General features: G+C 39.8%; 16 protein-coding genes. 9 read left to right on the top strand and 7 right to left on the bottom strand.

Annotated features, from left to right (window positions below; genetic code table 11):
- Positions 1-6: 6 nt before the first annotated feature.
- Positions 7-1266 carry a leucine-rich repeat domain-containing protein gene (locus tag Q0954_RS00505; protein WP_299452256.1) on the bottom strand — a complete coding sequence of 420 codons (1260 nt, stop codon included), beginning with the start codon at positions 1264-1266 and terminating at the stop codon, positions 7-9.
- Positions 1267-1363: 97 nt separating this feature from the next.
- On the opposite strand from Q0954_RS00505, the gene dtd reads away from it, so the two are divergent.
- Together dtd and Q0954_RS00495 are read left to right on the top strand one after the other, a co-directional pair.
- Positions 1364-1816 carry a D-aminoacyl-tRNA deacylase gene (dtd, locus tag Q0954_RS00500; protein WP_299452253.1) on the top strand — a complete coding sequence of 151 codons (453 nt, stop codon included), beginning with the start codon at positions 1364-1366 and terminating at the stop codon, positions 1814-1816.
- Between the two features lie 89 nt (positions 1817-1905).
- Entirely contained in the window at positions 1906-3828 is a 1923-nt protein-coding gene (locus tag Q0954_RS00495; RefSeq protein WP_299452251.1) for a leucine-rich repeat domain-containing protein, read from the top strand.
- On the opposite strand, the gene Q0954_RS00490 is transcribed toward Q0954_RS00495, so the two are convergent.
- The 3 genes from Q0954_RS00490 to Q0954_RS00480 all read right to left on the bottom strand — a co-directional run bounded on the left by Q0954_RS00490 (position 3802) and on the right by Q0954_RS00480 (position 6478).
- The gene (locus Q0954_RS00490; protein ID WP_299452249.1) at positions 3802-4293 is read right to left on the bottom strand and encodes a GNAT family N-acetyltransferase; all 492 of its coding nucleotides are present in this window, start codon (positions 4291-4293) and stop codon (positions 3802-3804) included. The two genes, Q0954_RS00495 and Q0954_RS00490, sit on opposite strands and share 27 nt — an antisense overlap.
- 162 nt (positions 4294-4455) lie before the next feature.
- Positions 4456-5586, bottom strand: a complete 1131-nt coding sequence (locus Q0954_RS00485; protein WP_299452247.1) for a DUF3810 domain-containing protein — start codon at positions 5584-5586, stop codon at positions 4456-4458.
- Positions 5587-5737: 151 nt separating this feature from the next.
- Entirely contained in the window at positions 5738-6478 is a 741-nt protein-coding gene (locus Q0954_RS00480) for an SH3 domain-containing protein (protein ID WP_299452244.1), read from the bottom strand.
- Between the two features lie 336 nt (positions 6479-6814).
- Here Q0954_RS00480 and Q0954_RS00475 point away from each other — a divergent pair, with 336 nt between their 5' ends.
- The 5 genes from Q0954_RS00475 to Q0954_RS00455 all read left to right on the top strand — a co-directional run bounded on the left by Q0954_RS00475 (position 6815) and on the right by Q0954_RS00455 (position 13017).
- Complete coding sequence (locus Q0954_RS00475) at positions 6815-9109, top strand: protein-disulfide reductase DsbD (protein ID WP_299452242.1); 2295 nt, start codon at positions 6815-6817, stop codon at positions 9107-9109.
- 741 nt (positions 9110-9850) lie between these two features.
- Positions 9851-10549: a response regulator transcription factor gene (locus tag Q0954_RS00470; protein WP_299452240.1), complete on the top strand. Its 699-nt coding sequence runs from the start codon at positions 9851-9853 to the stop codon at positions 10547-10549.
- 56 nt (positions 10550-10605) lie between these two features.
- Complete coding sequence (locus Q0954_RS00465) at positions 10606-11700, top strand: ATP-binding protein (protein ID WP_299452238.1); 1095 nt, start codon at positions 10606-10608, stop codon at positions 11698-11700.
- Between the two features lie 81 nt (positions 11701-11781).
- Positions 11782-11934 carry a hypothetical protein gene (locus Q0954_RS00460; protein WP_299452235.1) on the top strand — a complete coding sequence of 51 codons (153 nt, stop codon included), beginning with the start codon at positions 11782-11784 and terminating at the stop codon, positions 11932-11934.
- 366 nt (positions 11935-12300) lie between these two features.
- Positions 12301-13017, top strand: a complete 717-nt coding sequence (locus tag Q0954_RS00455) for an RluA family pseudouridine synthase (RefSeq protein ID WP_299452233.1) — start codon at positions 12301-12303, stop codon at positions 13015-13017.
- A 183-nt stretch (positions 13018-13200) separates the two neighbouring features.
- Here Q0954_RS00455 and Q0954_RS00450 read toward each other — a convergent pair whose 3' ends face one another.
- From Q0954_RS00450 to Q0954_RS00440, 3 genes are all read right to left on the bottom strand, one after another.
- Positions 13201-14112, bottom strand: a complete 912-nt coding sequence (locus Q0954_RS00450; RefSeq protein ID WP_299452231.1) for a hypothetical protein — start codon at positions 14110-14112, stop codon at positions 13201-13203.
- A gap of 225 nt (positions 14113-14337) precedes the next feature.
- Positions 14338-15441 (bottom strand): hypothetical protein, encoded by a 1104-nt coding sequence (locus tag Q0954_RS00445; protein ID WP_299452229.1) that lies wholly within the window; start codon positions 15439-15441, stop codon positions 14338-14340.
- A gap of 63 nt (positions 15442-15504) precedes the next feature.
- Positions 15505-16503: a hypothetical protein gene (locus tag Q0954_RS00440; RefSeq protein ID WP_299452227.1), complete on the bottom strand. Its 999-nt coding sequence runs from the start codon at positions 16501-16503 to the stop codon at positions 15505-15507.
- A 744-nt stretch (positions 16504-17247) separates the two neighbouring features.
- Here Q0954_RS00440 and Q0954_RS00435 point away from each other — a divergent pair.
- Positions 17248-19791 (top strand): TonB-dependent siderophore receptor, encoded by a 2544-nt coding sequence (locus Q0954_RS00435; protein WP_299452225.1) that lies wholly within the window; start codon positions 17248-17250, stop codon positions 19789-19791.
- A 35-nt stretch (positions 19792-19826) separates the two neighbouring features.
- The gene (locus Q0954_RS00430; protein WP_299452223.1) at positions 19827-24773 is read left to right on the top strand and encodes a gliding motility-associated C-terminal domain-containing protein; all 4947 of its coding nucleotides are present in this window, start codon (positions 19827-19829) and stop codon (positions 24771-24773) included.
- The last annotated feature ends 186 nt before the right edge of the window (positions 24774-24959 follow it).

The raw sequence follows: 24959 nt of genomic DNA, 5'->3' as shown, positions 1-24959 counted from the left end.
GATCTATCAATTAGCGTGTACTGCACAGTGTGGCAACCATTGCCTTACTTGCAGGATAACCTCTGTGGGCAAATGGTTTTTTTCTAAATATAAGGATTCCAGTTTCTTTAGCTGTTTTATTTCTTCAGGAATGCGTACGAGTTGGTTGTCACGGATAATTAAATCTTTTAGGTTTTGAAGCATAAAAACTTCTGGTGGAATGTATTTCAACTGATTACTATCCATCTGCAACATTTCGAGTTGCTGAAGGTTTTTGAATGATTTGGGCAAAGTAGTAAGTTTATTGCCAGGTACGAACAACACTTTTAAATTGATTAAATCGCCTATACTATCAGGCAAAAAAGTAAAGTTATTCATATTTAGATACAACTCCTGCAAACCTTGTAACTTGCTGATTGTGTCAGGCAGTTGGGTCAGCTTATTTCGTCCTAAAATAAGCAAGCGTAAACCTGATAGTTCTGACACTTGCCAGGGTAGTTCAGCAAAAACATTTTGAGATAAATCTAATATTTCTAACCTATCAAGTTCTACCAAAGTAGGAGGCAAATCAACCTGAGTGTTTTCCAAGTTTAGGTATTCTAAGTTCTTAAGTTTACCTATTTCGTTGGAGATATTGGTCAGAGGGTTGTCAGCCAGTACCAACCTTTTTAAACCAGTAAGTTGCCCAATAGCATCAGGCAATACTTCAATTTTATTATTACTCAATAATAATTCCTGGAGTTGGTGTAATTGAAATAGCTCAGGCGGCAAATCTGACACTTGGGTATTGACTATCGAAAACCAACGTAAGGCCTGCATTTGAGCAATGTCGGTTGACAAACTGGAAATTTCTTTGCTGCTTATATAAAGCCATTCCAAGTGTGGAATTTGGCAAACCACCCTGGGAAATTCTTTGAAGGGGTTATGAAATAAATTAAGCTTTTTGAGCTGAATAAGCTGGCTCATTTCCACTGGCAGGCAAGTCAGCAAGTTATCATACATCATCAACTCTTCTACGTGTTGTAACAGGGCTATTTCTTTAGGTATTTGTATTGCAGGGTGGTCTGTAAACTCTAAAACAGTATGATTGAACCGGGCAATATGACTCGCTTCTACTTGGGTAGCCTCCCTATTAATGAAGCATTGAACCAAAGGCAAGTAATTGGGAATGAGCGCCTGAAGTTGGGCGTTGTTTTGAGCCATTTGCAGGGCTAAAGCCACGTTTTGCTCTTGTGTAGACTGAAGTAATTGTAAAAAATTTTGTTTAGTTTGAGTAGTGATGGTCATTTCTCGACAATTTGTGGTGAGTCAAACAGTTGAATTTCATTGTAAATGTGTGTGAGTATATATAAATTTGATTTTGAAGCAAAACTAAAATAAACACATGATAGCAGTCATTCAACGGGTATCAGAGGCCTCAGTCACTATAGACCAACAAGTAAAAGGAGCGATAAACCAAGGACTATTGGTTTTGTTGGGCATTGCAAGTGAAGACAATGATGAGGATATTGAATGGCTTGTAAAAAAGATCATCAATTTAAGGATTTTTGGCGACGAAGAAGGAAAAATGAATTTATCTTTGAATGATGTAGTTGGAGATATTTTACTCATTAGCCAGTTTACCTTACACGCCAGTACCAAAAAAGGCAACCGCCCCTCTTATATAAAGGCAGCCAAGCCCGATGTGGCCATACCTATATACAAACGCTTTATAAAAATAATGGAAAAGCAACTAGGCAAACCTATATCCACCGGAGAGTTTGGGGCTGATATGAAGGTAAGGTTGTTAAACGACGGACCAGTAACGATTATGATTGATACCAAAAATAAACAGTAATTGTTTGTCACGGTATTTGTTGATATTTTATCAAAAAACTCTAACTGTTTCACCTCTTACTTTTGAATGGAGTTGGCACGCAAACAACTATGACAAAACAACAGTTTTATAACCTGGAACAAGCCCTTAAAAACCCCTTACAGGTAACAGAGCTTATACTACGCTACCAGAAAGATTTACCACTGGAAGAAATTGCCCAGTTAAAAAACCTTGAGGTATTGCACTTGCACCACCATCCTTTTAAAAACCTACCTGAAAACCTCCAGAGTTTGTCAAAACTGCACACGTTGAGCCTGATGCACACCCGCTCGGCAAAAGTACCAGAGTTTATATTTGACATTACCTCTTTGCAGTCGCTTAACTTGTCGTACAACCCTATTAGCCGCCTGCCTCACAATGCGCAAAACCTGGTACATCTTCGGGAACTTTTGCTACACAACTGTAAACTTAAGGCTTTTCCTGCCAACATTCATAAACTGGAACAACTGGAAACCCTGAACCTGGAAAACAACCAAATAGAACAGGTACCTGTCAGCATTGGACAACTGAGTAAACTCCAGAGTCTCATACTTACCAACAACAACATTCAGGGTTTACCTAGTGAATTTGCCTTGCTCAATGTAAGCAAGTTACACTTGGGATCTAACCCTTTTTATAACAACCTTGGGCAAAAACAAAAAACAATTGGGGCTTTGCTTAAACAATTTCAACACAGGAACTATACAGAAAAACAGCGTAAATTGTATTTTCAAATCTTTATGGGGGTGACTGACGAAGCAGAAAAACTGGCATCCTATGAAGAGCTTTTAGAGGGCTTAAACTCTCCAAATCAAGTAATTCGCCTCAATACTTTGTCTTACTTGCTTGAAAAAGCCCCCAACCCTTTTATCAACCCTAACCCTCAACAAATGCATATCCACTTGGCAGGTAAGTTTAATGGGTTTGACACTAAAGAGCTGGAAGAACAACTGCAAAACACTAATATTGTAATAGATGAGCGCCTCAAAAAAAGCACAACACACCTGGTAGTGGGCGAAAATCCCAAGAAAAAACTTAATAAAGCCTTGGAGATGGGTATCCCGATAGTGGCACAGGGGCGTTTGAAAGACTTTTTGCATACAATTGAAGATCATTATCTTGCCAAAAATGATGCGGCTACTTTGCAAATGGCTAAAAATCTGGCGGATTTGCTGCAAAGTCACGAAGAAAACAACCAGGAACTAGGGCTCGAAATGGCCATGGGAGGTGGAATACACCCTTCATTTTTTTATGATTTATTGTTGCTGTATTTATGGAACCGAAACCTAAAAATTAAAAACCAAACTGAAAAGGTACTGGAAAAACACCTAAGTTCTAACTTGTTTATCCACCTGAAAACCAACGCCAAAAACTACTACAATGATCCCAGCGAAGACGCCATCAGCACTTACCTGGAAAACATTTGTGCACACCCTGATATTGACGCCAACGAATTGGGCATTCGTTTTTTTCAAATTACCAATCGGGGCAAACGGTTTTGTTTGCGTTACCCCAAGTCGTTTGTAGAGGTATGTCAACAAGAGGTAAAAGGATCGGTACTTAGGCTTACCGGGCTCAAGCTTGACTTATTGAGCGACAGCATTGGTAAATATACCCACCTTAAAATTTTGTACCTGCACAACAACAGTTTATCTACTTTGCCAGGCGAATTTACACAATTACAAAAGCTGTATGTGTTATCGCTCAAAAAGAACAAGTTTCAAGAGTTTCCTTTGCAACTATTGGCTTTACCCGAACTAGACAACCTCGACTTATCGTCTAATAAAATTGAAAAACTGCCTGATAACATTGGCAAATTAACCAAACTAAAACGCCTTAACCTGCGCAACAATAAATTGAGCCAATTGCCCGAAAGCATAGCAGTACTTAAGCAATTAAAAACCTTGAACCTGGAAGGTAACCCCATAAAGAAAGATGAAAAAGCCAAAAGTCAAGCCCAGGCTTTACTACCTGGTTGTGAGATTAGGTTTTAATGTTTTACGCATTTTAAAATTAACTAATACCACCTGTTGACGTAGATTTTGTTGCGGTTGGAGCACTTCAAAACCATTTTTTTCAAAAAAGGGGCGTGCCGTAATACTTACGTTTGAGGTTACTTCGTTTGCCTGTTGCCCAATAGCGTAGTTTTCTAGAGTGTTGTAAAGTTTCTGTGCAATGCCTTGTCGCTGGAAATGATGGTGCACATACAAAAAATCAAGGTAGTTGCCTGCTTGGTTGATGGAAGCAAAACCTACTATTTGGGCATTTATTTCGGCTACCAGAAAATACTGTGTAGCTATTTTTTGCTCCCATCGAGCAATATTGTGGGCAGACTCCGCCCATACCTGGATTTCTTCTTTTGTATAGTCTTGTCGGTTGATAGACGTAACAGTATTACGAAATAACTCGGTAATTGAGTACACATCAAGTGTGGTGGCTTGTCTTATATTTAAGCTCATCTTGATTATGCTCTATTTAGTGTTACTCCAAAGGAATGAGTATTCTACAAGTTTACAACAAAACAAGCCACCAACCATCAAAAGGAAGCGTTTCTTATTTTGTTTGGGCATTGGCAGTAGCCAATATTGTGTGGATCTTCGCCCAGTGTAAACGCTAAGTTTTCACTCATTGGCTCGCTTCTTTACCTCATACTTTAAGCCATTCTTTCTAAATTCAGCCATGATCAAATGGGTCATCAAACTATAGCTTTTTACCCCATGACGCTGGGAGTTGGCTTTAAGAAAAAGGTCATAAAACACCCTTGAAATAGGCTCAAGGGGGCTTCTAAACTTTTGCCAGTAGGCACGATCGGCGCGTAAGTCGTGTACAAAACCGGGATTAAACTTTTTGCGTAAGCGCTTAAAAGCGGTAGAGTCGGTATAACGCAAGGCACTCATGGCATAGCGCAACGCCAACACATTGCCCGAATACCTAAACACGGGTGAAGGATGATGCTGGCTGGTGAGGTAGGCTATATAGTTGGCTTCGGTTTCGGAGGCAATGCCTATTTGGTGTGCCATTTCGTGGCAAATGGTGGCAGGCAGTACAAAATCGACCATATCCATATTTACGTTGGCTTCTCCCGTAAAGGGGAAATAAATACCTCCGTTGCCTACCCATGACATGAGTTTGGGTACAAATACGCTTTTTACTGAGACGTATTCGTAGGTATATTGAGGAAATTTTTTGGCAAGGTTCTCATATCCTTTTACTGCCCCTTGCAACATTTCGGTGTGGGTCATTTTTATCTTCAGTGCTTGGGTGGTGTCTTTGGTGATTTCATTCCGGCTGGCGTTGGTGAGGGTCACCAGACGATCACACATTTGCTCTAACTCTTGGGGCTGTATTTTTTTCAACTCCAACTTTACCGTTTGCAACAGGTTGGGGCGGTGATAGTTGAGCCCCCAAAAGAGCATAAAGAGGGCATAAAACAACGATACCCCAAATAACCCATGCAATGCCACTTTGCTAAAGAATTGTTTCCAGGTGAGGCGTTTTTTAATACGCTTGTATACTTGTTTAAAAAACCAATAGGTTGCTCCAAATACCAACAGGTAAAACACGATTTGCCCAAAGGCAAAGGGCATAAAACCAAACATAAGACGGAGAGTTTTGCTCAGAAAACGATAAAAACCATAGGTATACCAACGCTCAAGGGCTTGAGGATGGGCAGCAGTCCACTGTACCAATAGTACTTGTATGGGTAAGCTAAAAGCAATGATATGTTTCCAGTATTTTTTTATGAAGGTCATAGGCTATATTCGTCTGTTTTTTACGCGTTGGTCGTTGATTTTTTAAAGGGCTTACTTGCGTATTTGCAAATATAATAAACATAAGCTATTCAGGCTAAGTAATGTTTATTACACTTGCTTATCAGCTATCTGAATGCCGTCTTAGTATTGATCAATCGACAATATACACTACGCTCAGGCGAAAGCCTTTGGCGTTGTGGTTGGTTGATTTTTTAATAGAGACATGCATACCGCCTCCCTCCTGCCGCGAGCTGTAAACAATAGACTGAAGGTAGCCTCTACGGTTATTTTTCACTTCTATCTGGTCAGTCCACACGTGCTTTTTCTTCTTCGGGTTTTTCACAATAAAGGTGGTTTGACCTGTAGGTATGGGAAAATGCATATTTGCTGGAATACCAAATAGTTGTTTTGCCACCAAAAACGCTTCTGACCACTTCTGGGTGTTCAATATAATGGCTTCTTCTATTTGTTGGTAACCGCCCCAATCACGCTTTATCTTTTCATTCATTACTTCTACCCCATTTTTGCGTAGCAAGTCGGCATATTTACTTACTTCGGCATTTTTGACTGGCGCGGCAAACTTGCTCAGGTAGCCTTCAAACACATAGCCTGTTTTGCCTTGGTAACTTACCTTTGCCATGCCTCCTTTGAGGTTGTCTACTATTATTTGCTTAGAGGGCACTCCAGCAAGGTATTTTACTTTGGTACCATAGGGTAATTTGGCAATTTTTTTAGTCGAAGTATTGGGTGATTGCCTTAGGATAAGACCATTGGGGGCAAACACATAATAGTAGGCTTCATTGATTACCAATGAAGAAGGCTGGGCTTGAGCAGTGGCTATCCACAAACACAGCGCCCCTAAGATGATACTTTTGAATAGCGTTATTTTCATAATTGTATAATGGTAAAAAGTCAATATAATGGATAAACTTGATATAGTAAATGATTGAGGAGTAAGCATCAGGCTTTTTTGATGGGCAGTAGTGGGCAAATAAAGATACTTTATTGATTACTGCGGCATAATTGGTTAAATTGCTTTTTTAATTGAGTTCAATTTACCATAAAGAGAATAAGCCCAAAAGCCTGTTAAACTTTTGTTAAACGGGGTTTACACCGACTTTTGACTATAGATTGCCTGTTGTATAAGCAGTATTGCCACAACGCTGTACAGGTTGAACTCATATATTCTGCCTGACAGAAAAACATATTTATACTGATATTAAAATTCATGAAAAAAATACTCTTGCCTTTGCTACTCGTGTTGCTTACTACTTTGGGTGGGTGGGCACAAATCCAAAAACACGACAGTTGGTCTTATAAAGTGTCGAAAAAAGAAGTGAAAGTCGGTGAAACGGTAGACCTTATTTTTAATGTATTGATAGACCCCAACTGGTATATGTACTCTTCTGATTTCTCGCCAGAGATAGGACCTACTGTTACTACATTTGAGTTTACTAAAGATCCCTCTTATCAACTGGTGGGTGGGGTAAAGGCAATTAAACCTAAAGTAAAGTATGATTCTATTTTTGAAGGTACTGTGAAGTATTTTGTGGGCACTGCCACTTTTCGCCAAACCGTCAAAGTATTGCAGCCCAAGCTCAATGTCAAAGGCTCGGCTAACTTTCAGGTATGCTCTGAGGTAAGTGGGCAGTGTATTCCGGGCGATGTAGACTTTAGCTTTGACAATGCTTTGCTCAAAGTAGCAAAAGCAGAAAAAGTTAAAAAAACAGACAAAACTGACAAGCAAAACGACAAGGAAGAAGCGAATAACAAAAGGGATGAAGAGATAAAAAAGGAGGACAGAGACAAAGAAGAGAAAGGTGATGAAGAGAAGAAAGATTCAAGCGAGACGGTGGCTGTTAAGAATAAAGATACCCTCACCAGTAATACTGTCAATAACGAAAAGTTAGCTACCACTCAACAGAAAAAAGGCAGCAAATCACCTGATAAGCCTAGCGATACATCATTTACATCTCTACTTACCTTATTTCTCTTTGCTTTTGGGGGTGGACTTGTGGCTTTGGTTACTCCCTGTGTGTTCCCTATGATTCCGATGACAGTTACTTTTTTTACCAAACAAAGCAAAACCAAAAAAGAAGGCAGAGTAAAAGCTTTAATTTATGGGTTATCTATTGTAAGTATTTTTACTATTATTGGTTCTGGGCTTACGATCATTTTCGGTATTTCTTTCGCTAACTGGCTTAGCACACATTGGGTGCCTAATCTTATATTTTTTGCCGTATTCTTCATATTTGCCCTCTCTTTTTTGGGCATGTTCGAGATTGTATTGCCCAGTTCGTGGGTGAATAAAATGGATCGTAGAGCCGATAAAGGTGGATATGCAGGAATATTTTTTATGGCTTTTACTTTAGTGTTGGTATCATTTTCTTGTACTGGACCTATTTTTGGCTCTGCGATGCTCGAACTAACTCGTGGAGGTACTGTAGTAAAACCTATCGTTGCCATGCTTGGTTTTTCTATCGCTATGGCATTGCCATTTACTCTATTTGCATTTTTTCCTTCGTGGCTCAATAGTTTGCCCAAATCGGGTGGCTGGCTCAACAATGTAAAAGTAGTATTAGGTTTTGTGGAGCTTGGTCTTGCCCTTAAGTTTTTGAGCGTAATAGATCAGGTATACCACCTGGAGCTGCTCAATCGTGATGTATACCTTGCCGCTTGGATTGTAATTGCATCTATGATAGGTTTTTACCTGTTAGGCAAACTAAGAATGCCCCACGACAGTCCGGTAGAGAAAATAAGCGTACCCAAAGCAGTGCTTGCAGTGATTACTTTCTCGTTTGTAGTGTATATGATTCCTGGTATGTTTGGTGCCCCGTTAGACGGCTTGGCGGGTTATTTGCCTCCACAAAATACCCAAAAATTTGACCTGCACCGGGTAAACCGCAAACTAGAACAAAACGAACGTAAGCTAGAGAAATTGGTAGAGGCTATTCAGAATGGCAACGTACAACTAGCAAAGAACTCTAGAACAAAAAATGATAAGGTAGATTTCTCAAAAGTAAAACACAGCGATAAGTTACACCTCCCCCACGACCTTAAGGGTTTCTTTGACTATAAAGAGGCATTGGCTTACGCCAAAAAAGTAAACAAGCCTATTTTTATTGATTTTACCGGACACGGTTGTGTAAACTGCCGAAAAATGGAGCAATCGGTGTGGGCAGCAGCGCCAGTGCTAAAGCGTTTGGAAGAAGATTATGTAGTAGTAGCCTTGTATGTAGATGATAAAACTACTTTGCCTGAGTCGGAGTGGTATACCTCTACCTATGACAATAAGGTGAAGAAAACCATTGGTGCTCAAAACTTTGATTTCCAGGTAAGTAAGTTTAACGGAAATGCTCAGCCTTATTATTGCCTGCTTGACCCTGCTACCGAAACACTGCTGGTAAAAAATACTCCAGGCTATGACCCTGATGTAGATAAGTTTGTCAAGTTTTTGGATGCAGGTTTGGCTGCCTTCAAAGCAAAAAACAAAAAAGATGGCAAAGCAATGGCACGCAAATAAAAAGTATTTGAATTAACCGTAAAAAAGGCGCTTAGGCGCCTTTTTTTATTTATAATTACTTATCACCAGCCTATAAATACCTTCCAACCTTTCCTGTTTATCTTTGTTACGCTCCCATTACGTAACTTCCAAAACAAACATTTACAAAATCATTCAGCGACAAGTGTAAGTTTTGCAGCAAAGCAATACCAAAAACTGCCTAAGTTGTGCGCTGTTTTTAGAAGACAGAACCACACTGGAATAGTTAAGTAAATGAATTATGTATTCTATCAGTGGTTTGGGTTACAAAAAAAGCATTATTTTTCTATTATATTTTGTTTTATAAAGAAACAGGAAATGGCTTGTCTTTCAAGACTGATTTTATTTAGTAAAAACAACGCTATGTAAGGATAAGACCGGATATTTAGCATAATAATCTCAATATTTGTTGTAACTTTGTGTTAAACGATTAACAAAAAATTAACCTATTAAGTCGTGAAAAATACAAGAGCACTCATTGCTATATACTGTATTTTTTTTAACTCCCACACCTTTCCCTTACTGAGGTACAACCTTTTAATGTCTCTTCAAACTTGTTTTACAAAATATCTATTACACTCAACACTTTGCCCTCAGGTAAACTTGGTGTAAGTTGAAGCATAGGGTAAAAGGACTATTATTATTTAAAACATTGATAAACATTACAGTTCTACAGAACTGTTGACGAAAAGTGCATAATTAAACTTAAATCGGAATACTACAATGGAAGATACCCCTGTATATAAAGTATTGGTGGTTGATGATGAGCCGGATATAGTAGAGTTGTTGCAATACAACCTCGAAAAAGCCGGATACGAAGTAAAAACTGCTAACAATGGAAAAGAAGCAATTAAGGTAGCTAAAACGTTTCTGCCTCATTTGATTTTGATGGACATCATGATGCCTAAGATGGACGGGGTAGAGGCTGGTAGACAATTGAGAGAAATTCCTGAGATTGCAGATACTTATATTATTTATCTTACCGCAAGAGTAGAAGAATACTCAGAACTTGCCGCGTTTGATGTGGGTGCTGATGATTACATAACTAAACCTATTCGCCCAAGGGCTTTGTTGAGTCGCATTGCTGCGTTGTTTCGTCGTGAACAAAAGAAGCACCAGAAAAACGAGAAAAAAGATAAAATACAAGTGGGCAACCTTACTATAGATCGCGAAAGTTACATTGTGTATAATGATAAAACGCCCATTACGTTACCTAAAAAAGAGTTTGAAATGTTGTTCTTTTTAGCACAAAACCCTAACAAGGTATTTAGCCGCGACGAATTGCTACAAAACATTTGGGGAACTGATGTATATGTATTGGCAAGAACAGTAGACGTACACATTAGAAAGGTACGCGAAAAAATAGGTGGTGGCTATATCAAAACTGTGAAAGGGGTGGGTTATAAACTAGTGACGGATTAATCTTTTGTCCTCCTTACTCCAATGCTATCATTGCTATACTATAAACATCTAAATTTATGTCTTCGCGTATTGTTTCTTTACTGCTGTCTGTATCTATAGCCATAGTTACTACTGCTTTTACCTCATTATTGTCGGGGGTATCTACAGTAGCACTGTTGGTATGCTTTACAATGGCTTTTTTCTCCTCTTATTTACTGTTTTATTTTGCCCTTGAGTTTTTGGTATTCAGAGAAATCAACGAGGCATACCGAATGATAGAAAAGCTTAGAAAAAAGGATTTTAAAATAGCTAAAAAACGAAGTAAACCCTTACTGAGCTTTGTAAAAAAACTCAACCAGGAGATTTACACTTATGGTGCCAATAAACAGAAAGAAATTGATCACCTTAAGCAAATGGAAGTTTTTCGCCGGGAGTTTCTTGCTGATGTATCGCACGAACTAAAAACCCCTATCTTTGCTGCCCAAGGCTTTTTGCATACTTTGCTTGATGGTGCCATAGACGACGAAAATGTGCGTGACAAGTTTTTGCTTAAAGCAGTAAAGAGTCTGGACGGTTTGAATACGATGATTCAGGACTTGTTGACGCTCTCGAAAATGGAGGCAGGTTTTATTACAATGGACTACGACATTTTTGACATAAGTCAGCTTACCCGCGATGTATTTGAGCAACTGGAAGAGCAAGCCGCCCAACGAAAAATCACTTTACGTTTTGACCAACCCTACCAAGAAGTAATGGTATATGCCGATGCCAAGCGTATACGCCAGGTAATGATTAACTTGCTGGAAAATGCAATCAAATATGGCTCTAAAAACGGCAATGTAGAGGTAGGCTTTTCAAACAGTGAAAAAAACTTATTAGATATAATGGTAAAAGATGATGGTCCGGGTATCTCGGTAGAACACCTTGACCGCATCTTTGAGCGTTTTTACCGGGTGGAGAAAAGCCGCTCTAAAGACAAAGGAGGCTCAGGGTTGGGGCTGGCCATTGTCAAACATATTTTAAGCGCTCATGATACTGAGATAAAGGTAAACAGTAAGGTAAAAAAAGGTACTGCATTTACTTTTCAACTACAGACTACTCCGGTTGACAACGAAGAAATTACTAAGGTAATACCCCCTAGAGCATTAGAACCTACCTCTATAGAAGATTAAAAACAAGTAGGACTTACTTATAAAAAATGAGAAATCTCAATACACTGTCAGTGGAGCTTGCGTAATTCTATCGATCGGGCTATGAGGACACAACCCAGGGCAAAAGATATACTAGAAGAACATGCACACCTAAGTTTAATAAAACAACAAGGAACATTGGAGGTGGCTTTAGAAACACACAGGAGTCAAACCAAACAACACGATGATATTCTTTGGATGGGAATCAAGCGCTAAATCTATGGTATCGCCCCTAAAGTTTAGTCTTGATAACGCATTAGGAATGGTGTAAAAATAAATTTCTATAGTTTACAAAATATTTTGAAGCTAGACGCGGTACGGCAATATCCAGTGGATATTGAGCGAGCTTGAGGGATGGTCGGCTAATAGCAGCGCTATTCGGCTATTTTTTAACAAAGTATAGCAACAAAAGATGAGGTTAAGAGTGTAAATTTATTTTGGAAGCATTCCTTAGTTCGGCTTCTATCACTTTTTTCGTTAATTTTAGCATTATTGTAAATTGATTTTTTGGGTTGTATTGATGTTTACCTCGCAAAAAATTTATTGCAACTCCCCCTTAAATAACTTTATTGATAGAAATAGATGAAAAAACTCCAGTTCAAAGATTTAATTGTGTTTGAAGATGAAGATTACCTCATAATAAATAAACCACCACACATGTCTACCTTGGACGATCGTGCCCCTGAAGGGAAAGATAATATCATAGGGATGGCAAAAGACTATCTGGAGTCGGCACAGGTTTGCCACCGCCTTGATAAAGAAACATCAGGTATATTAGCCATTGCCAAAAACCCAGAGGCTTACCGACACCTTGCCATTCAATTTGAAAAAAGGCAAGTAAACAAGGTGTACCATGCTGTAATTGGTGGGATTCAAGAGTATAAAGATACTTTGGTAGACAGGGCTATTTTGCCCAACCGCACTGGTACAGTCAAGATAGACCTCAAAGGCAAGCCTGCACAAACTTATTTTAAAACCCTGAAAATATACAAAGCTCACACTTTGATAGAAGCACGCCCAGTAACAGGGCGTATGCACCAAATCAGGATTCACCTGGCGGTGTTGGGGTCACCTATAGTACAAGATGAGCAATACGGAGGCAAGCCGATTTTTCTTTCTCAAATTAAAAGACACTTTAACCTTAAAAAATATGAGGAAGAACGACCTTTGATCTCAAGGGTCGCATTGCATGCCCACGCTTTGCACTTTAAGTTGCTCAATGGCGAAACCCAAATAGTAGAAGCACCTTATCCTAAAGATATGCGAGCATTGGTGAATCAATTAGAGAAAAATACTTAATAAATGGACACCTCTAAGCTCTACCTTTCAGGTTTCAGAAATCTGGAAGGTAGAGGTTTTTAAAAACGTTTTTCCTTCATACAACTTGGCAATGTTTAAATGGCGAGACCACCTCATCAAACCCTTCGTTCTTGAGTACCCAATGGTACAGCTATTTTGAAACACAAAGAAACATAAACAATACTACCGTAAGTACACCACATGACTCCCTATCTTGCTTTTTACTCCCTCATGCATTCGGTAAATATTCAATACATTGTTGCCCTTCCTGAAAGGTTTACCTCCTACTCGTACCACATTCATGGTTACCCGGTTGCCTGACAATACTTTCAGTTCATTACTGTATACCTGCATCACTGGCAAAACTTCTCCATTGTTATACAGATCGAGTACAATAGATTCGCCTGACTTAAGCGACCGAGTAAGCGTAAACCCTACTTTAAGGTGTGTAGTACGACGGGCACGGGTAGAAGGGCTAAAGTGACCTTTTTTGATTTCGCCGGGGGTAACTACAAAATGAGTGGCGAATAGTTGCCCACTAAGCTCAGTGTTTTCTTTCAGTGCTTGCTCAAGTGCTGCTTCTAACTTTCCGTACTCAGCTTGTAAGTCCTTATGCTCTTGACGATTTGGAAGATTTGGACGATTTACTAGCGGTTTTTTTTGCTTTGTATTCTCTTTAAGAGATGCCAAACGAGCAAGCAGTGCTTCATCTTTTTGACGCATTTGCTCCAGTTCGGCAGAGATTTTAATGAGTTTTTGAAAATCTACCTGACGGGCTTTTTTCAGTTGTTGTACTTCTCTTTTCTTTTGCTTTAGTTGCTCTATTTGCTCCTGAATTCGCAACTTTTGTTGGGTATCGGCTTGGCGAAGTTGCCCTAGCCTGCCTTCTTTTTCTTTAATAATTTGATCGAGCGAAAGGGTATAACGGTTCAAAACCTCGTTTTTTTGCAAGGCAATCTCATTGTCTTGCTTCAGTGTCGACGATTTGGTAGTTTGGTACACAGCAAAACCAACCAAGCCTATAATAATCACAAAGTATACAAGCCTTTCTGATATTTTAACCGGTTTTACTACTTTATTTTTTTCACGATTCATAACAACATTTATCTGTTTTTTTGTATAGCACCGAAAGATACTAAAAGTATCGTTTGATATTTTGCCTATTATTAGCCAATAATATTACAAAAAACAAATAATCTAAATACTCAATTCACCGCAAAGCATCCACAAAAGAGGTTGAACATTGTTTTGAGCACACAAAAAAACTGTGCCGTATCGAGACAGCACAGTTTTTCGTGAACTTACTAAATAAAAATAACACTACTTAGATTTAGTCTGGGTTTTGGCTTGTTCGAGAGCAATTTCCCGAATGGCATTGAAAGATTCGCTGTTTGACGAGCCTTCAATTGCTTTAACCGCCAAATCCTGTGCTTGTTGTAAAGCATTTTCAAGTTGTTTGGATAGACTTGTGATGCGTGAGTTTTGACTTTGAATAGTATTATCTAAAGATTCAATGGTAAGCTCAAATATTCGTTTCTCGCTTTCCACCTCTTTCTCTAGTAGTTCTGCTTTTTCTTTGGCGTCGCGTTCAATCACTGCCTTGCCCTCAGCTTCTGCCCTTTTGATCGCCTTGTCCAGTTTTTCAGGAATTTCCTCAAACTTAGTTTTATAATCATTAAATTCTTTTTCGAGTTCAGAAAGCATTTTTTCATCAGCAGCCCAGGCAGTTTCTTTTGCTTCGCGTAATTCGTCGAGTTCAAGCTGCAAGGCATTTTTTCTTTGCTCATACTCGTCATCTTTCAAGCTTCGCTCAAGCTCAAGGCTATATTCGTGCTCTTCGCGCTCTCTTTCTTGTCGTTTTTGGTTTTCCTCATCTCTTTCAGCTGTTTTCTGGTAGTGCAAGTCTTGTTCTTTGTCCCAAGATTTGCGTTTTTCGGCAATATCTTCTTCAAACTCTTTGCGTCTCTTGTCCGATTCATCCTCAAAAGTTTCTTTCGATGCTTCATAATCATTCACCAATTCATCCAAAATACCGTTTTCAACTTTTAAGTCGTACAACTTCGCTAAATCTTCTTTTTCCTCATTGATATCTTCGGTTAACTCAGCCAACATCTCCGCCTCTACCGTCAATTTATTAGATACTTCACTCATTGCTTTTCCTAAACCTTTTTCGATGTTTTCAAGGTTTAGAATAATACCTTCAATACTTTCCACTTTGACAGAGTCACCCACCACCTTTACCACCGTTTTTTCCTTCACCATGGGCTTAGCTGATGGGGTAGCTGTAGGGGGTTGTTTTTTAAGTTTGGTTACTTCCTGTTCAGAACTGCGCAATTTTTTTTCTACCTCTTGTTTTTCTTTTTGCAGGTCTTTGTAAGCTTGTAATATTTGTGCTTTAGTGCTCTTAGAATTAATAGTTGCCATGTGTTATTTATTTTTTAGAAAGTTTATTAATTGGTCAAATTTAATTTTACAAATCACTGACTATTAAGCATTTGATTTATTTTTGCCATTTTTCACGGTATTTTCCAATGCAGTCAAAGATAAACTTTGTACCTGAGTTAAGGCTTCTTTCAATTCAGCCGCAAGTTTTTCAATTTGTTCCTTATTTTTCTCAATCGTATTTTCCAAAGATTGAACCTGCATTTCATATACTTTTTTGCTTCCTTCGGCTTCTTTTGCTTTCAATGCTGCAGCAACTTTTGCTTTGCGAGAAGCTTCTTTAATGGCAGTTTCACGCGCTTTATTTACTTCTTCTTTCAATTCGGTTTCAAAATTATCCACCCTTTGTTTATACTTCTGAAGTTTACCTTCGTTTTCTTTCAATACCTTGCGGCGACTTGCCCAGTCTTTATCTTTTTCTTTTTGTCGTGCAGTCAAGTCTCTCTCAAGGTATTTTTTGGTATCGGCAAACTCATCTGCTTCAATTTTATAGGTTCGCTCCAGTTCATATTCATAATCTGCCAATTCCTTTTGTCGCGCTTTTTCCAAGCTTTCGGCATACTCCTTTACCGACAACTCAAACGTTCTTTGCTCTTTTTCCCAAAGGTAGTTTTGCTCTGTAATGTCCTCTTCCAGTTTTTTGTATTGCAAAGCAGAGTTTTCCTCAAAAGCTTTACTTTGTGCCTCTTGCTCTTGCTTTAAAATGTGCAAAGCATCAGCGGCTACCTTGGTATCTTTTACATTTTTAAGGGTTTCTTTCTCAACCTTGATGGCAGCTTTCAGTTCTTCTAGTTTGGTCAGCTCATGCTGGAGTTGTAATGCCAAACTCTCAACCGAAGTACCCAATGACAACTGGAGTTCGGCCAGCCCGGTAACAATGGCATTTGGGGTATAATTGGATGCTACAGCTACCAACTCTTTGTTTTCCTCTTTTTTGGCTGCTTCTTCCTTTGTGACAATTTTTGCCATCAATGCTTTACGCTCTGCCAGTAAATTTTCAAAAGAACGCATTACCTCTTCTTTTGACTGAATCGTGTTATTCATACGGTTATTTTTAAATTAGTAAAATGAAGTAATTGATGAATGATTAACTCATTGTGTATATACAAATATACGAAGACAACAGAGACAAAGCTAAGGTAATATTGGCAGGTATTTGAATCGTTTTTTTTGTTAAAAACACAAACATTAAACCACTGACTTACAATTAATTAACTAACAAAAAAGGTTTAAAATATTTTTTAAATTTATTACAAAAAACACCTCTCGAAAACTTGCCAATGATCATAAAATTAGCACCTTTATTTATTCGCCTTTCAAAAACAAAAAAGAAGCAAATATGCTTGCAAATAGTGTCTTCATACTGAAGAAACTTGCATAATCTTACCAACCGAAAACTACTATTTCAACACCAAATCTTTTGATAATGCAATAAAGCTTTTCGGTTAAAAACACACATACCTTTATCACCAGGCATAAGCTATTGATATAGCTCACTATTTTCAATATATGTCCAAGCATTTATCACTGTTTATGCCTTAATTTGCCACTTCAACACTTTAGTATCAGGTCATAAAAAATATTATGCTCAAAAACATGATCACCCCAAAGCAACACTTGAGCACTCATTTTACACTCTCAAAAACACCATTGGAAATCATCAAAAACAGGCAAAAACAAAAATACCTTCTGTAAAATGTCCAACATCGGGCAAAATTTAGGTATTCATGAAAAGGAAATTTCATGACATTACCACTTTAAAACTATCCATAAATAATCGCATACATAATGAAGAAAGTATTAGGCATTGTAGGGTTGATTTTTATAACAGCCATCGGTTTTGCACAAACTATCACTGAATTAAAGGATTGCAATGAAGAGGATTTTTTAAATAGTAAAAGTACTACCTACACTCCACCAAAATATGTATTGCCTAACAGCAACATGTGGAAAAAATGGAGCCGAAACCGTCACAACCGCCACACATTTGGTTTTCAAAAAAACCGTATTTCCTTAGGAGCCACTATCATTACAGCTGAAGACATAGCCCTTGCCCCTGCCCGCAATTTGTTAGACTTGCTGGAGGTATATGTTCCTGGCGCTTACTGGCTCAACGCCGAAAGCGGCAAGGTAATAGGCATGCAAGGCTGGATAGCATCACGTAATTTACGCTACCAGGTATTGGTAGATGGGGTAAATGTAAACCAGCATACCCACAGTGGTGCCATTAATGAACTAGAAAACTGGGACCTGGACGATATAGCCCAAATAGAGGTTATTCGAGGGGCAGCGGCAGCACGTTATGGTACTGGTGCTGTAGCAGGGGTAATTCTTATTAGCACCAAAGCAGCCAATAGCGACAAAAAACAAACAAATATCAATGGTGCATTTATGAGTAGCTACAATAGCATGGGGGGTAATTTTAGCCACAGAGTATCTAACGATGATTTAGACTTTAGTTTTTTTGGTAGCTGGCGCAAAACTGCTGGTTATTCTCCCAAGGCTTTTTCTAATAACCTGAACGGTCAAAAACCTGAGTTTGGTTATCTTGGACAAGACTTTAGCGTGGCTCCATTTGACAAAACTCCTTTGGCTTTTTATAATGATTATAATAATACCCCACAATTGAAATTGGCAGCTCACTTGAGGTTTAGAAAAAAATGGAACCTAAGACTCAGATACACTTCTGCTGGAGGCACAGTAGGGGGCACAGCTACCCAAACATTGCAACAAACCGGGATGGTGATAGACTCAGTCACTACGGATGCCAATGGTTTCCCGGTGTATGCTTACTCACGCGAGTACGCCGATGAATTGGTGAACCTGAAGGCTTTCCAAACCCGACAATTTACGGTATCATTGGGGCGGCAGTGGAACTATATAGACTCATCGTCGAACAAAGGTTACATCATCAACTCGCAGGTAAGCTGGAACACCCAGGATTATGAAAATCGTCGGGATACAATGTTTACATTCAACACCTCGGTACCTGAAAACACTCGAAAACGGTTGAGCGATGTTGATGACCCTATCTACAAAAAACATAATTTTAGTGAAACCACACTTAACTTAAGGCTAAGCGGTACCTATATTTTCCCGATTGGACAAATCACCTTGGGTACTGAATATACTCACCATACTATTGGCATAGGTTGGGGAGATTTTGCCAATGAACTCAGAGTAGGCGAAGAAGGGGCTTTTGTAAACTCAAATAAGTCTAAAGTCCTAGGGTTTTCTGCACAGCAAGGCGGCTTTACCCCTTCCACTTTTTCTGAAGGCTTTATAGGCAATGGCTGGTACAGTTACCAAACTGATGCATTTTCTGAATTAAGCCTTTCGCCTGCCCGGTGGGTTAACTTTACTGCTACATCGCGCTTGACTAACCATGCTTATAGCAAAACTGCCTGGAATCATCGCTTTGCCTTGAATTTTCCGGTTAACCACCAACACTCGCTACAATTGAGCCGCCAAATCGCCCATCGCCTGGCAACCGAAGAGCAACTGTACGCCACCTATAGTTATGACAACCTGGCTTCACCTGAGCGGTTTGATGGCATATCGTTCAACTATCAGTTTACTCCTACTTATCATTGGCGTTTTGCGGTGCAAGCCTACCAAAACCAGGTAGAACTCTCAAACCTGCATACCAGACAAAGCCTGCAATATTTTAGACCAATAGGCAAAACCACCTATCGAGGTATAGAGTTGGAAGCAAATTATACTTCTAAAAGTCTGAGCATAGGTGCCAACTATTCCAGAGTAATACCTATCGAAGAACCTACTTACTTTCCAGGAAACTATGCAGATTCACTGCATGTACAAACCACTTTTTTTCATAATAACCCCAACCAAATAGCCAAGCTATGGGTAAGGTATAAGTTCTTTAACAACCGCGCCACTATACAGGCTAATTTTAGAACCATGTGGGATTATGCCTACGCTCAAAAAGACTTGAATGAAAGGGTGTACCCAGCATTTGATGAGCTCGAAACTGTGGCGGAGTCACCCAAAGAACTGGAAGAAATCAGGGCACTTAAACAGGTCTTTTTGCAACAAGACCCTTATAACATGGATGCAAGGCTAGATATATCGGCTTCTTTAAAAATTAGTGACAACATTGTTATTTCAGCTTATGTACTCAACTTGTGGAGCAACAACAACGGGCGCCGCTATACTTATGATGATGGGCTGCAGGCGCATGAAACTGACCCACAGCTTGCCCAGTTTGGCGTATCGCTAGATAAAAGAGTCAGCTTTATCTACTCTCCCCAGAGGCTTAAATTTATAGAAGAACCTTTGGTATTTGGACTAAAACTTAACCTAACCCTATAAACTATTTCAATTACGCCACATTCACCATCATGAAAATGAAAACATTACATAATTATTTCATCGCCTTATGCTTGCTTGTGTGCTGTATTTTTCAGACACACGCCCAAGTGGAGCCCGCTCCGTATAGTGTATGGTATTTTGGGCAAAATGCAGGGTTTAGTTTCGATAAGAAAAACAGTACCGATTACTCAGGGCTAACCCTGCGCCTGGATGGAGCAGTGCAAAGTATAGAGGCTTGCTCAAGTATTGCAGATTCTGCTGGAAATTTACAGTTTTATACTGATGGCCTTCAGGTATGGAACAAGTTGCACCAGGTAATGATTAATGGAGCTGGCTTAAAAGGCAACAACAGTGCGTCTCAGTCGGTCATGATTTTACCTAAGCCTAAGGCTACCCACCTCTACTATGTTTTTACTATAGCACAAGGGGTGTCGAGCAATGACATGTATTACTCAGTAGTAGATATGAGTCGTCACAATGGTTTGGGGGAAGTGATTCAAAAAAATGTACTCATGCAGTCTAATATGACTGAACGAGTAACTGCTACCCTTCACAACAATGGGGACGATTACTGGGTAATGACTCACGAGGCCAATAGTGATCGCTTTTTTGCTTTTGCGCTTGGCTCTAATGGGGTAAACGTTGCCAACCCTGTCATAAGCATAGCAGGCTCTAAACATGTGGGCACTTGTGGTAGCATAGGTTATATGAAGGTACGTTGCAACAGGCTGGCTGTAGCCATTACCAATTGTGCTACTGCTACTACCAACGACCGGGTAGAAGTATTTAACTTTAATAACAGCAATGGACGGGTAACCCGCCATGACCGAACTTACAAAATACCCAACGCTTATGGGGTAGAGTTTTCTACCACTGCCAAATATTTATTTGTATCAGGCTGGCACGGTGGCAATTTGTTTAGAATTGACTTGAGCAAAACACCCTTAAACCCTACCGCTGTATTGCGCATAGCCACCAGCAACACCTATGGCACTCTGGGCGAAAACAATAGTTTTGGGGCTTTGATGATGGGTCCTGATCGAAAAATATATGTGGCAAAAAATAATTCGGGCTTTTTAGGGGTCATCAATGAGTTTGGGTTATACCAAGATAATATAGTGAGCTTGGGCGGCAAGAAAAGCAGGTTTGGCTTACCCAATATTCCTCAGTTTATTTGCGAATGCGACATGGGCATTAGTAAAATAGAAATCCCTCAGGTCGACATAGAAGACCCTCCCCGGTCTCTTTGTATCAACTCAAGCATTCAGTTCAATGGCAAAGAAACCACTATAGAAGGATATAGTGGACTTATTAGTGATGATGTTCGCTGGGATTTTGGCGACCCCCGTAAAGATTCACTGGGCAATGCAAGCATTAAAAACCCTGCCTTCCATATTTATCAGTTTCCTGGAGTGTATACGGTCAAATTATACCGCAAATGTTTTGGCAAAGAGCTATTGGTAGCCATCAGAAGCATTTATGTAAGAGACTGTGCGGCGATCAGTGCCTACCCGCTTTGTATCAATAGTGATTCAACCAGGTTTTCCATCGTAGACTCAAGCGTGGTTCAGTCTATTGTTTGGGATTTTGGTGACCCTGCCTCTGGTGTACACAATACGTCTACTTTGGTAAACCCTAAACATAAATATCGTCAACCTGGCTCTTATGAAGTATCGGTTCAGGTAGTATATAAATCGGGCTATAGAAATACCTATAAAAGACTTATCACCATTTATGATACTCCCAAGTTTAATTTAGGACCTGATATTAATACTTGCAATGGTGATAAAATACCCACTTTTTATCAAGCCTGTCAGTTCCAGTTTAGTCCCCACCGCGACAAGTACAAATGGCACGATGGCTCAGACAAATGTTATTACTTTGTAAAACCAACCGATAGTTTTGTGGCTTTAACTATAGGAGAAGAACCTTGTGCTACCACAGACACCGTTTGGTTTTTGGGTGACTTTTTGACACTTGGTCCCGACCAACAAATTTGTCCGGGAGACTCTGTCATACTCAGGGCAAATGGTCCCTGGGAGTCTTACTTATGGCACGATGGCTCTACCGACTCTATATTTGTTGCCAAAACCACTGGTCGTTACACGCTGACTGCCTCGAGAGCAGGCTGTACTGCCACTGCCTCGGTAAAAGTAGAAGTGGTAGTGCCACCCAGTTCGGGGCTTCCAAGAGATACCACCATCTGTCCCCCGCGAGATATGGTCTTTTTAGATGCCTCACAGTCTGATAGTACGGTTACTTATCTTTGGTCTACAGGCGATACTACCGCTTATAACCTTATTCAAAACACAGGGACTTATTGGGTAGATATTACCAAAGGTAAATGCAAAAGGCGAGACTCAATAGATGTAAATATTGTACGCCCTATAGACCTGCCTGATACCTTGTTTTCGTGTGCAGCAGACAGCATCACTGCACTTGACGCCTATGTAGGCGTGCCAGGGGCTACTTATGCCTGGAGCAATGGTAGTACCGACTCAGTAATTGTAGTCAAACAAAAAGGATGGTATAAAGTAACTGCTAGTTATAAAGGTTGTGTGCAAACCGATTCTACCTTTTTAGACTTTAGCAATGCTCCCATAGTAGATATTGGCAAAGACACTGTGGTATGTAGTGGCAAACCATTTATTGTCGATGCTTTTGTTGTTGGCAAAAACTACACTTATGAATGGAACACTGGAGCTAACACTTCTTTTATTGAAATAAAAACCTCAGGCGTATACACTGTAACTGTGTCTAACGATACCTGTACAACTGTAAAGTCTATTCAAGTAACTATTCCTGCCCTTAATTTGGGCAAAGATAGAACAGTATGCGATGATGCTGTAGTTTATGTAAGCCCACAAGTCATTATTCCAGGGGCTACTTATACCTGGAATACCCTGCAAACAGGTGACTCTATCAGGGTATTGCCTCCAGGTGGGCAAATCATTGCCACAATGACTTATCAGGGGTGTACTTTGACTGATACTGTAAACATTACAATGGTGCCCAAACCAACCATTGACTTGGGCAAAGACACAACCTTATGTGACCCCACTCAACCATTGGTATTGAGTACAGGAGTGACAGGTACTGGCATTCGTTACCTATGGAGTAACGGCAGCACTACCCCTACCCTTACCGCTGACACAAGTGGAGTATATTGGGTAGAGGTTCGCCAGGGAGATTGCCCAGTATACGACACCATTACGATAAACTACCTGGAAATTAAGTTCCCAAAAGACACTACTGTTTGTCAAAATCAACCTGTAGTATTGGATGCCAGCCAGCCTTTGCCTGCTACTTATAGGTGGCAAGATGGTTCTACTTTCCCTATATTCTTTGCTCAAAATGCAGGTATTTATTGGGTAGACATTACCATGGGTAACTGTAGCCGCAGAGATACAGTGAAGGTAAACCTGGTAACAGCTCCTGGCTTAAGCCTGGGGCAAGATACCGTAATTTGTGACAATCAACCCTTAGTGCTCACATCGGGCAATCCTGCCACTGTATGGTCAACGGGGGTCATTGGAAGCAGCATTACAGTAGATGCTACTGGCACTTATACTGCCACCATCGCATCAGGGGGGTGCATCGTCACCGATAGTATTCAGGTAACTTACCTCAATGAATCTGCTTTTGACCTGGGGGCAAACCAAACAATATGTGATCAAAGCAGCTATGTAATAGATGCTACAAAAGGGCTTCACCCTGGCATAGATCGGTCTATGGTAAGCTACCTTTGGGCAGACGACAATAGCAATAAATCGTTTAAGCATGTAACGCAAGATGGCTGGTATAAAGTAAAGGTCAGTTTTAACGCTGCCTGTAGTTTTGAGATCACCGACTCGGTATACGTATCTTTTGGCACTTCGCCGAATGTAAACCTGGGCAAGGATCGTTTCTTGTGTCCAGGCGAAACTCTTCGCCTGAACGCTACCTCGTCATTAGCCAATGTAAATTATTTGTGGCAAGATGGTAGCCAATCAGCTACTTATACTGTAACTCGTTCAGGCACTTATTGGGTAAAAGTAGACCACAATGGGTGCATGACCACTGATTCAGTAAAGGTAGTATACAGCAATGATTTTAGCTTAGGAGGAGACCGTGTGGTATGTGGGCAACAAACGATACTACTCAATGCTTTTGTACAAGGAGCTACGCGTTATTTATGGCAGGACGGCAGTACTCAGCCTTACTACCAAGTTACTCAAACAGGTACTTATTGGGTAGAGATAAGCAATGGTACCTGTAATGCACGCGACTCGGTATATATAGAGTATGTGCCTCAACCTTCTATTAGCCTGGGGGCTGATACTATAGTATGTAATGCTACTGAATATACCCTACACGTTAGCCCTAAAGAAGCTGGCGTAAGCTATGTATGGAACAACGGTTCTACGGATGACTCCTTACCCATAAACAAATCGGGCTGGTACTGGGTAGATGCTATCAGAAACACCTGTAAAAACCGAGATTCTGTTTTTGTTTTTTTACCAAGCGTATACCTTAGTCTGGGTGGTGACACCACTATTTGTGCTGGTACTGAGCGGGTCTTAGGCAACCTTCCAGTAGATGGGCTCACTTACCAATGGAGTACAGGAGCCACTACCTCTATGATTACAGTAACTAAAGCTGGTGATTATTTCTTAGAAGTAAATATGGCAGGCTGTACATTCCGCGACAGGGTGAAGATAACTGTACGTGAGTGTGACCCTGAAACTGATAACTTATTTATCCCTAATATTATTACGCCTAACAATGATGGTAAAAACGATCAATTTGTAATAGAAGGGATTAGTAACAAAGGCTGGGCACTTGAGATTTATAATCGCTGGGGAAGCCTGGTATACCAAACGGGTAACTATACAAATAACTGGAGTGGCGGTGGTCTTCCATCGGGCATGTATTATTACCACCTAAAACACCCCCAAAAAACAGATAAACGCTACAAAGGCTGGGTAAAAATTTTGCGCTAAGTCATTTTTTCACTTACCCCCTTGTTAAAAAAACAAGGGGTTTTATTTTTTATAAAAACAATCGTTACTAAAGGACAAAACAAGCAACTCCCCCCCCAAACAAGTTTCGTTAGATAAAAGGAATACAATCACTGATTAGTTATATCAGTATTTGTATTATTATATAATCACACAAAAATGCCCTAA

Source organism: uncultured Microscilla sp., from assembly GCF_947493425.1.
Taxonomy (GTDB): Bacteria; Bacteroidota; Bacteroidia; order Cytophagales; family Microscillaceae; genus Microscilla.
Note: the sequence above shows the minus strand (reverse complement) of the source record. Positions and strands in the feature narration are given on the sequence as shown.

Coding starts and splice junctions, on each gene's coding strand:
- Q0954_RS00505 (WP_299452256.1), bottom strand. CDS start 1,266: ATGACCATCACTACTCAAACTAAACAAAATTTTTTACAATTACTTCAG.
- dtd (WP_299452253.1), top strand. CDS start 1,364: ATGATAGCAGTCATTCAACGGGTATCAGAGGCCTCAGTCACTATAGAC.
- Q0954_RS00495 (WP_299452251.1), top strand. CDS start 1,906: ATGACAAAACAACAGTTTTATAACCTGGAACAAGCCCTTAAAAACCCC.
- Q0954_RS00490 (WP_299452249.1), bottom strand. CDS start 4,293: ATGAGCTTAAATATAAGACAAGCCACCACACTTGATGTGTACTCAATT.
- Q0954_RS00485 (WP_299452247.1), bottom strand. CDS start 5,586: ATGACCTTCATAAAAAAATACTGGAAACATATCATTGCTTTTAGCTTA.
- Q0954_RS00480 (WP_299452244.1), bottom strand. CDS start 6,478: ATGAAAATAACGCTATTCAAAAGTATCATCTTAGGGGCGCTGTGTTTG.
- Q0954_RS00475 (WP_299452242.1), top strand. CDS start 6,815: ATGAAAAAAATACTCTTGCCTTTGCTACTCGTGTTGCTTACTACTTTG.
- Q0954_RS00470 (WP_299452240.1), top strand. CDS start 9,851: ATGGAAGATACCCCTGTATATAAAGTATTGGTGGTTGATGATGAGCCG.
- Q0954_RS00465 (WP_299452238.1), top strand. CDS start 10,606: ATGTCTTCGCGTATTGTTTCTTTACTGCTGTCTGTATCTATAGCCATA.
- Q0954_RS00460 (WP_299452235.1), top strand. CDS start 11,782: ATGAGGACACAACCCAGGGCAAAAGATATACTAGAAGAACATGCACAC.
- Q0954_RS00455 (WP_299452233.1), top strand. CDS start 12,301: ATGAAAAAACTCCAGTTCAAAGATTTAATTGTGTTTGAAGATGAAGAT.
- Q0954_RS00450 (WP_299452231.1), bottom strand. CDS start 14,112: ATGAATCGTGAAAAAAATAAAGTAGTAAAACCGGTTAAAATATCAGAA.
- Q0954_RS00445 (WP_299452229.1), bottom strand. CDS start 15,441: ATGGCAACTATTAATTCTAAGAGCACTAAAGCACAAATATTACAAGCT.
- Q0954_RS00440 (WP_299452227.1), bottom strand. CDS start 16,503: ATGAATAACACGATTCAGTCAAAAGAAGAGGTAATGCGTTCTTTTGAA.
- Q0954_RS00435 (WP_299452225.1), top strand. CDS start 17,248: ATGAAGAAAGTATTAGGCATTGTAGGGTTGATTTTTATAACAGCCATC.
- Q0954_RS00430 (WP_299452223.1), top strand. CDS start 19,827: ATGAAAACATTACATAATTATTTCATCGCCTTATGCTTGCTTGTGTGC.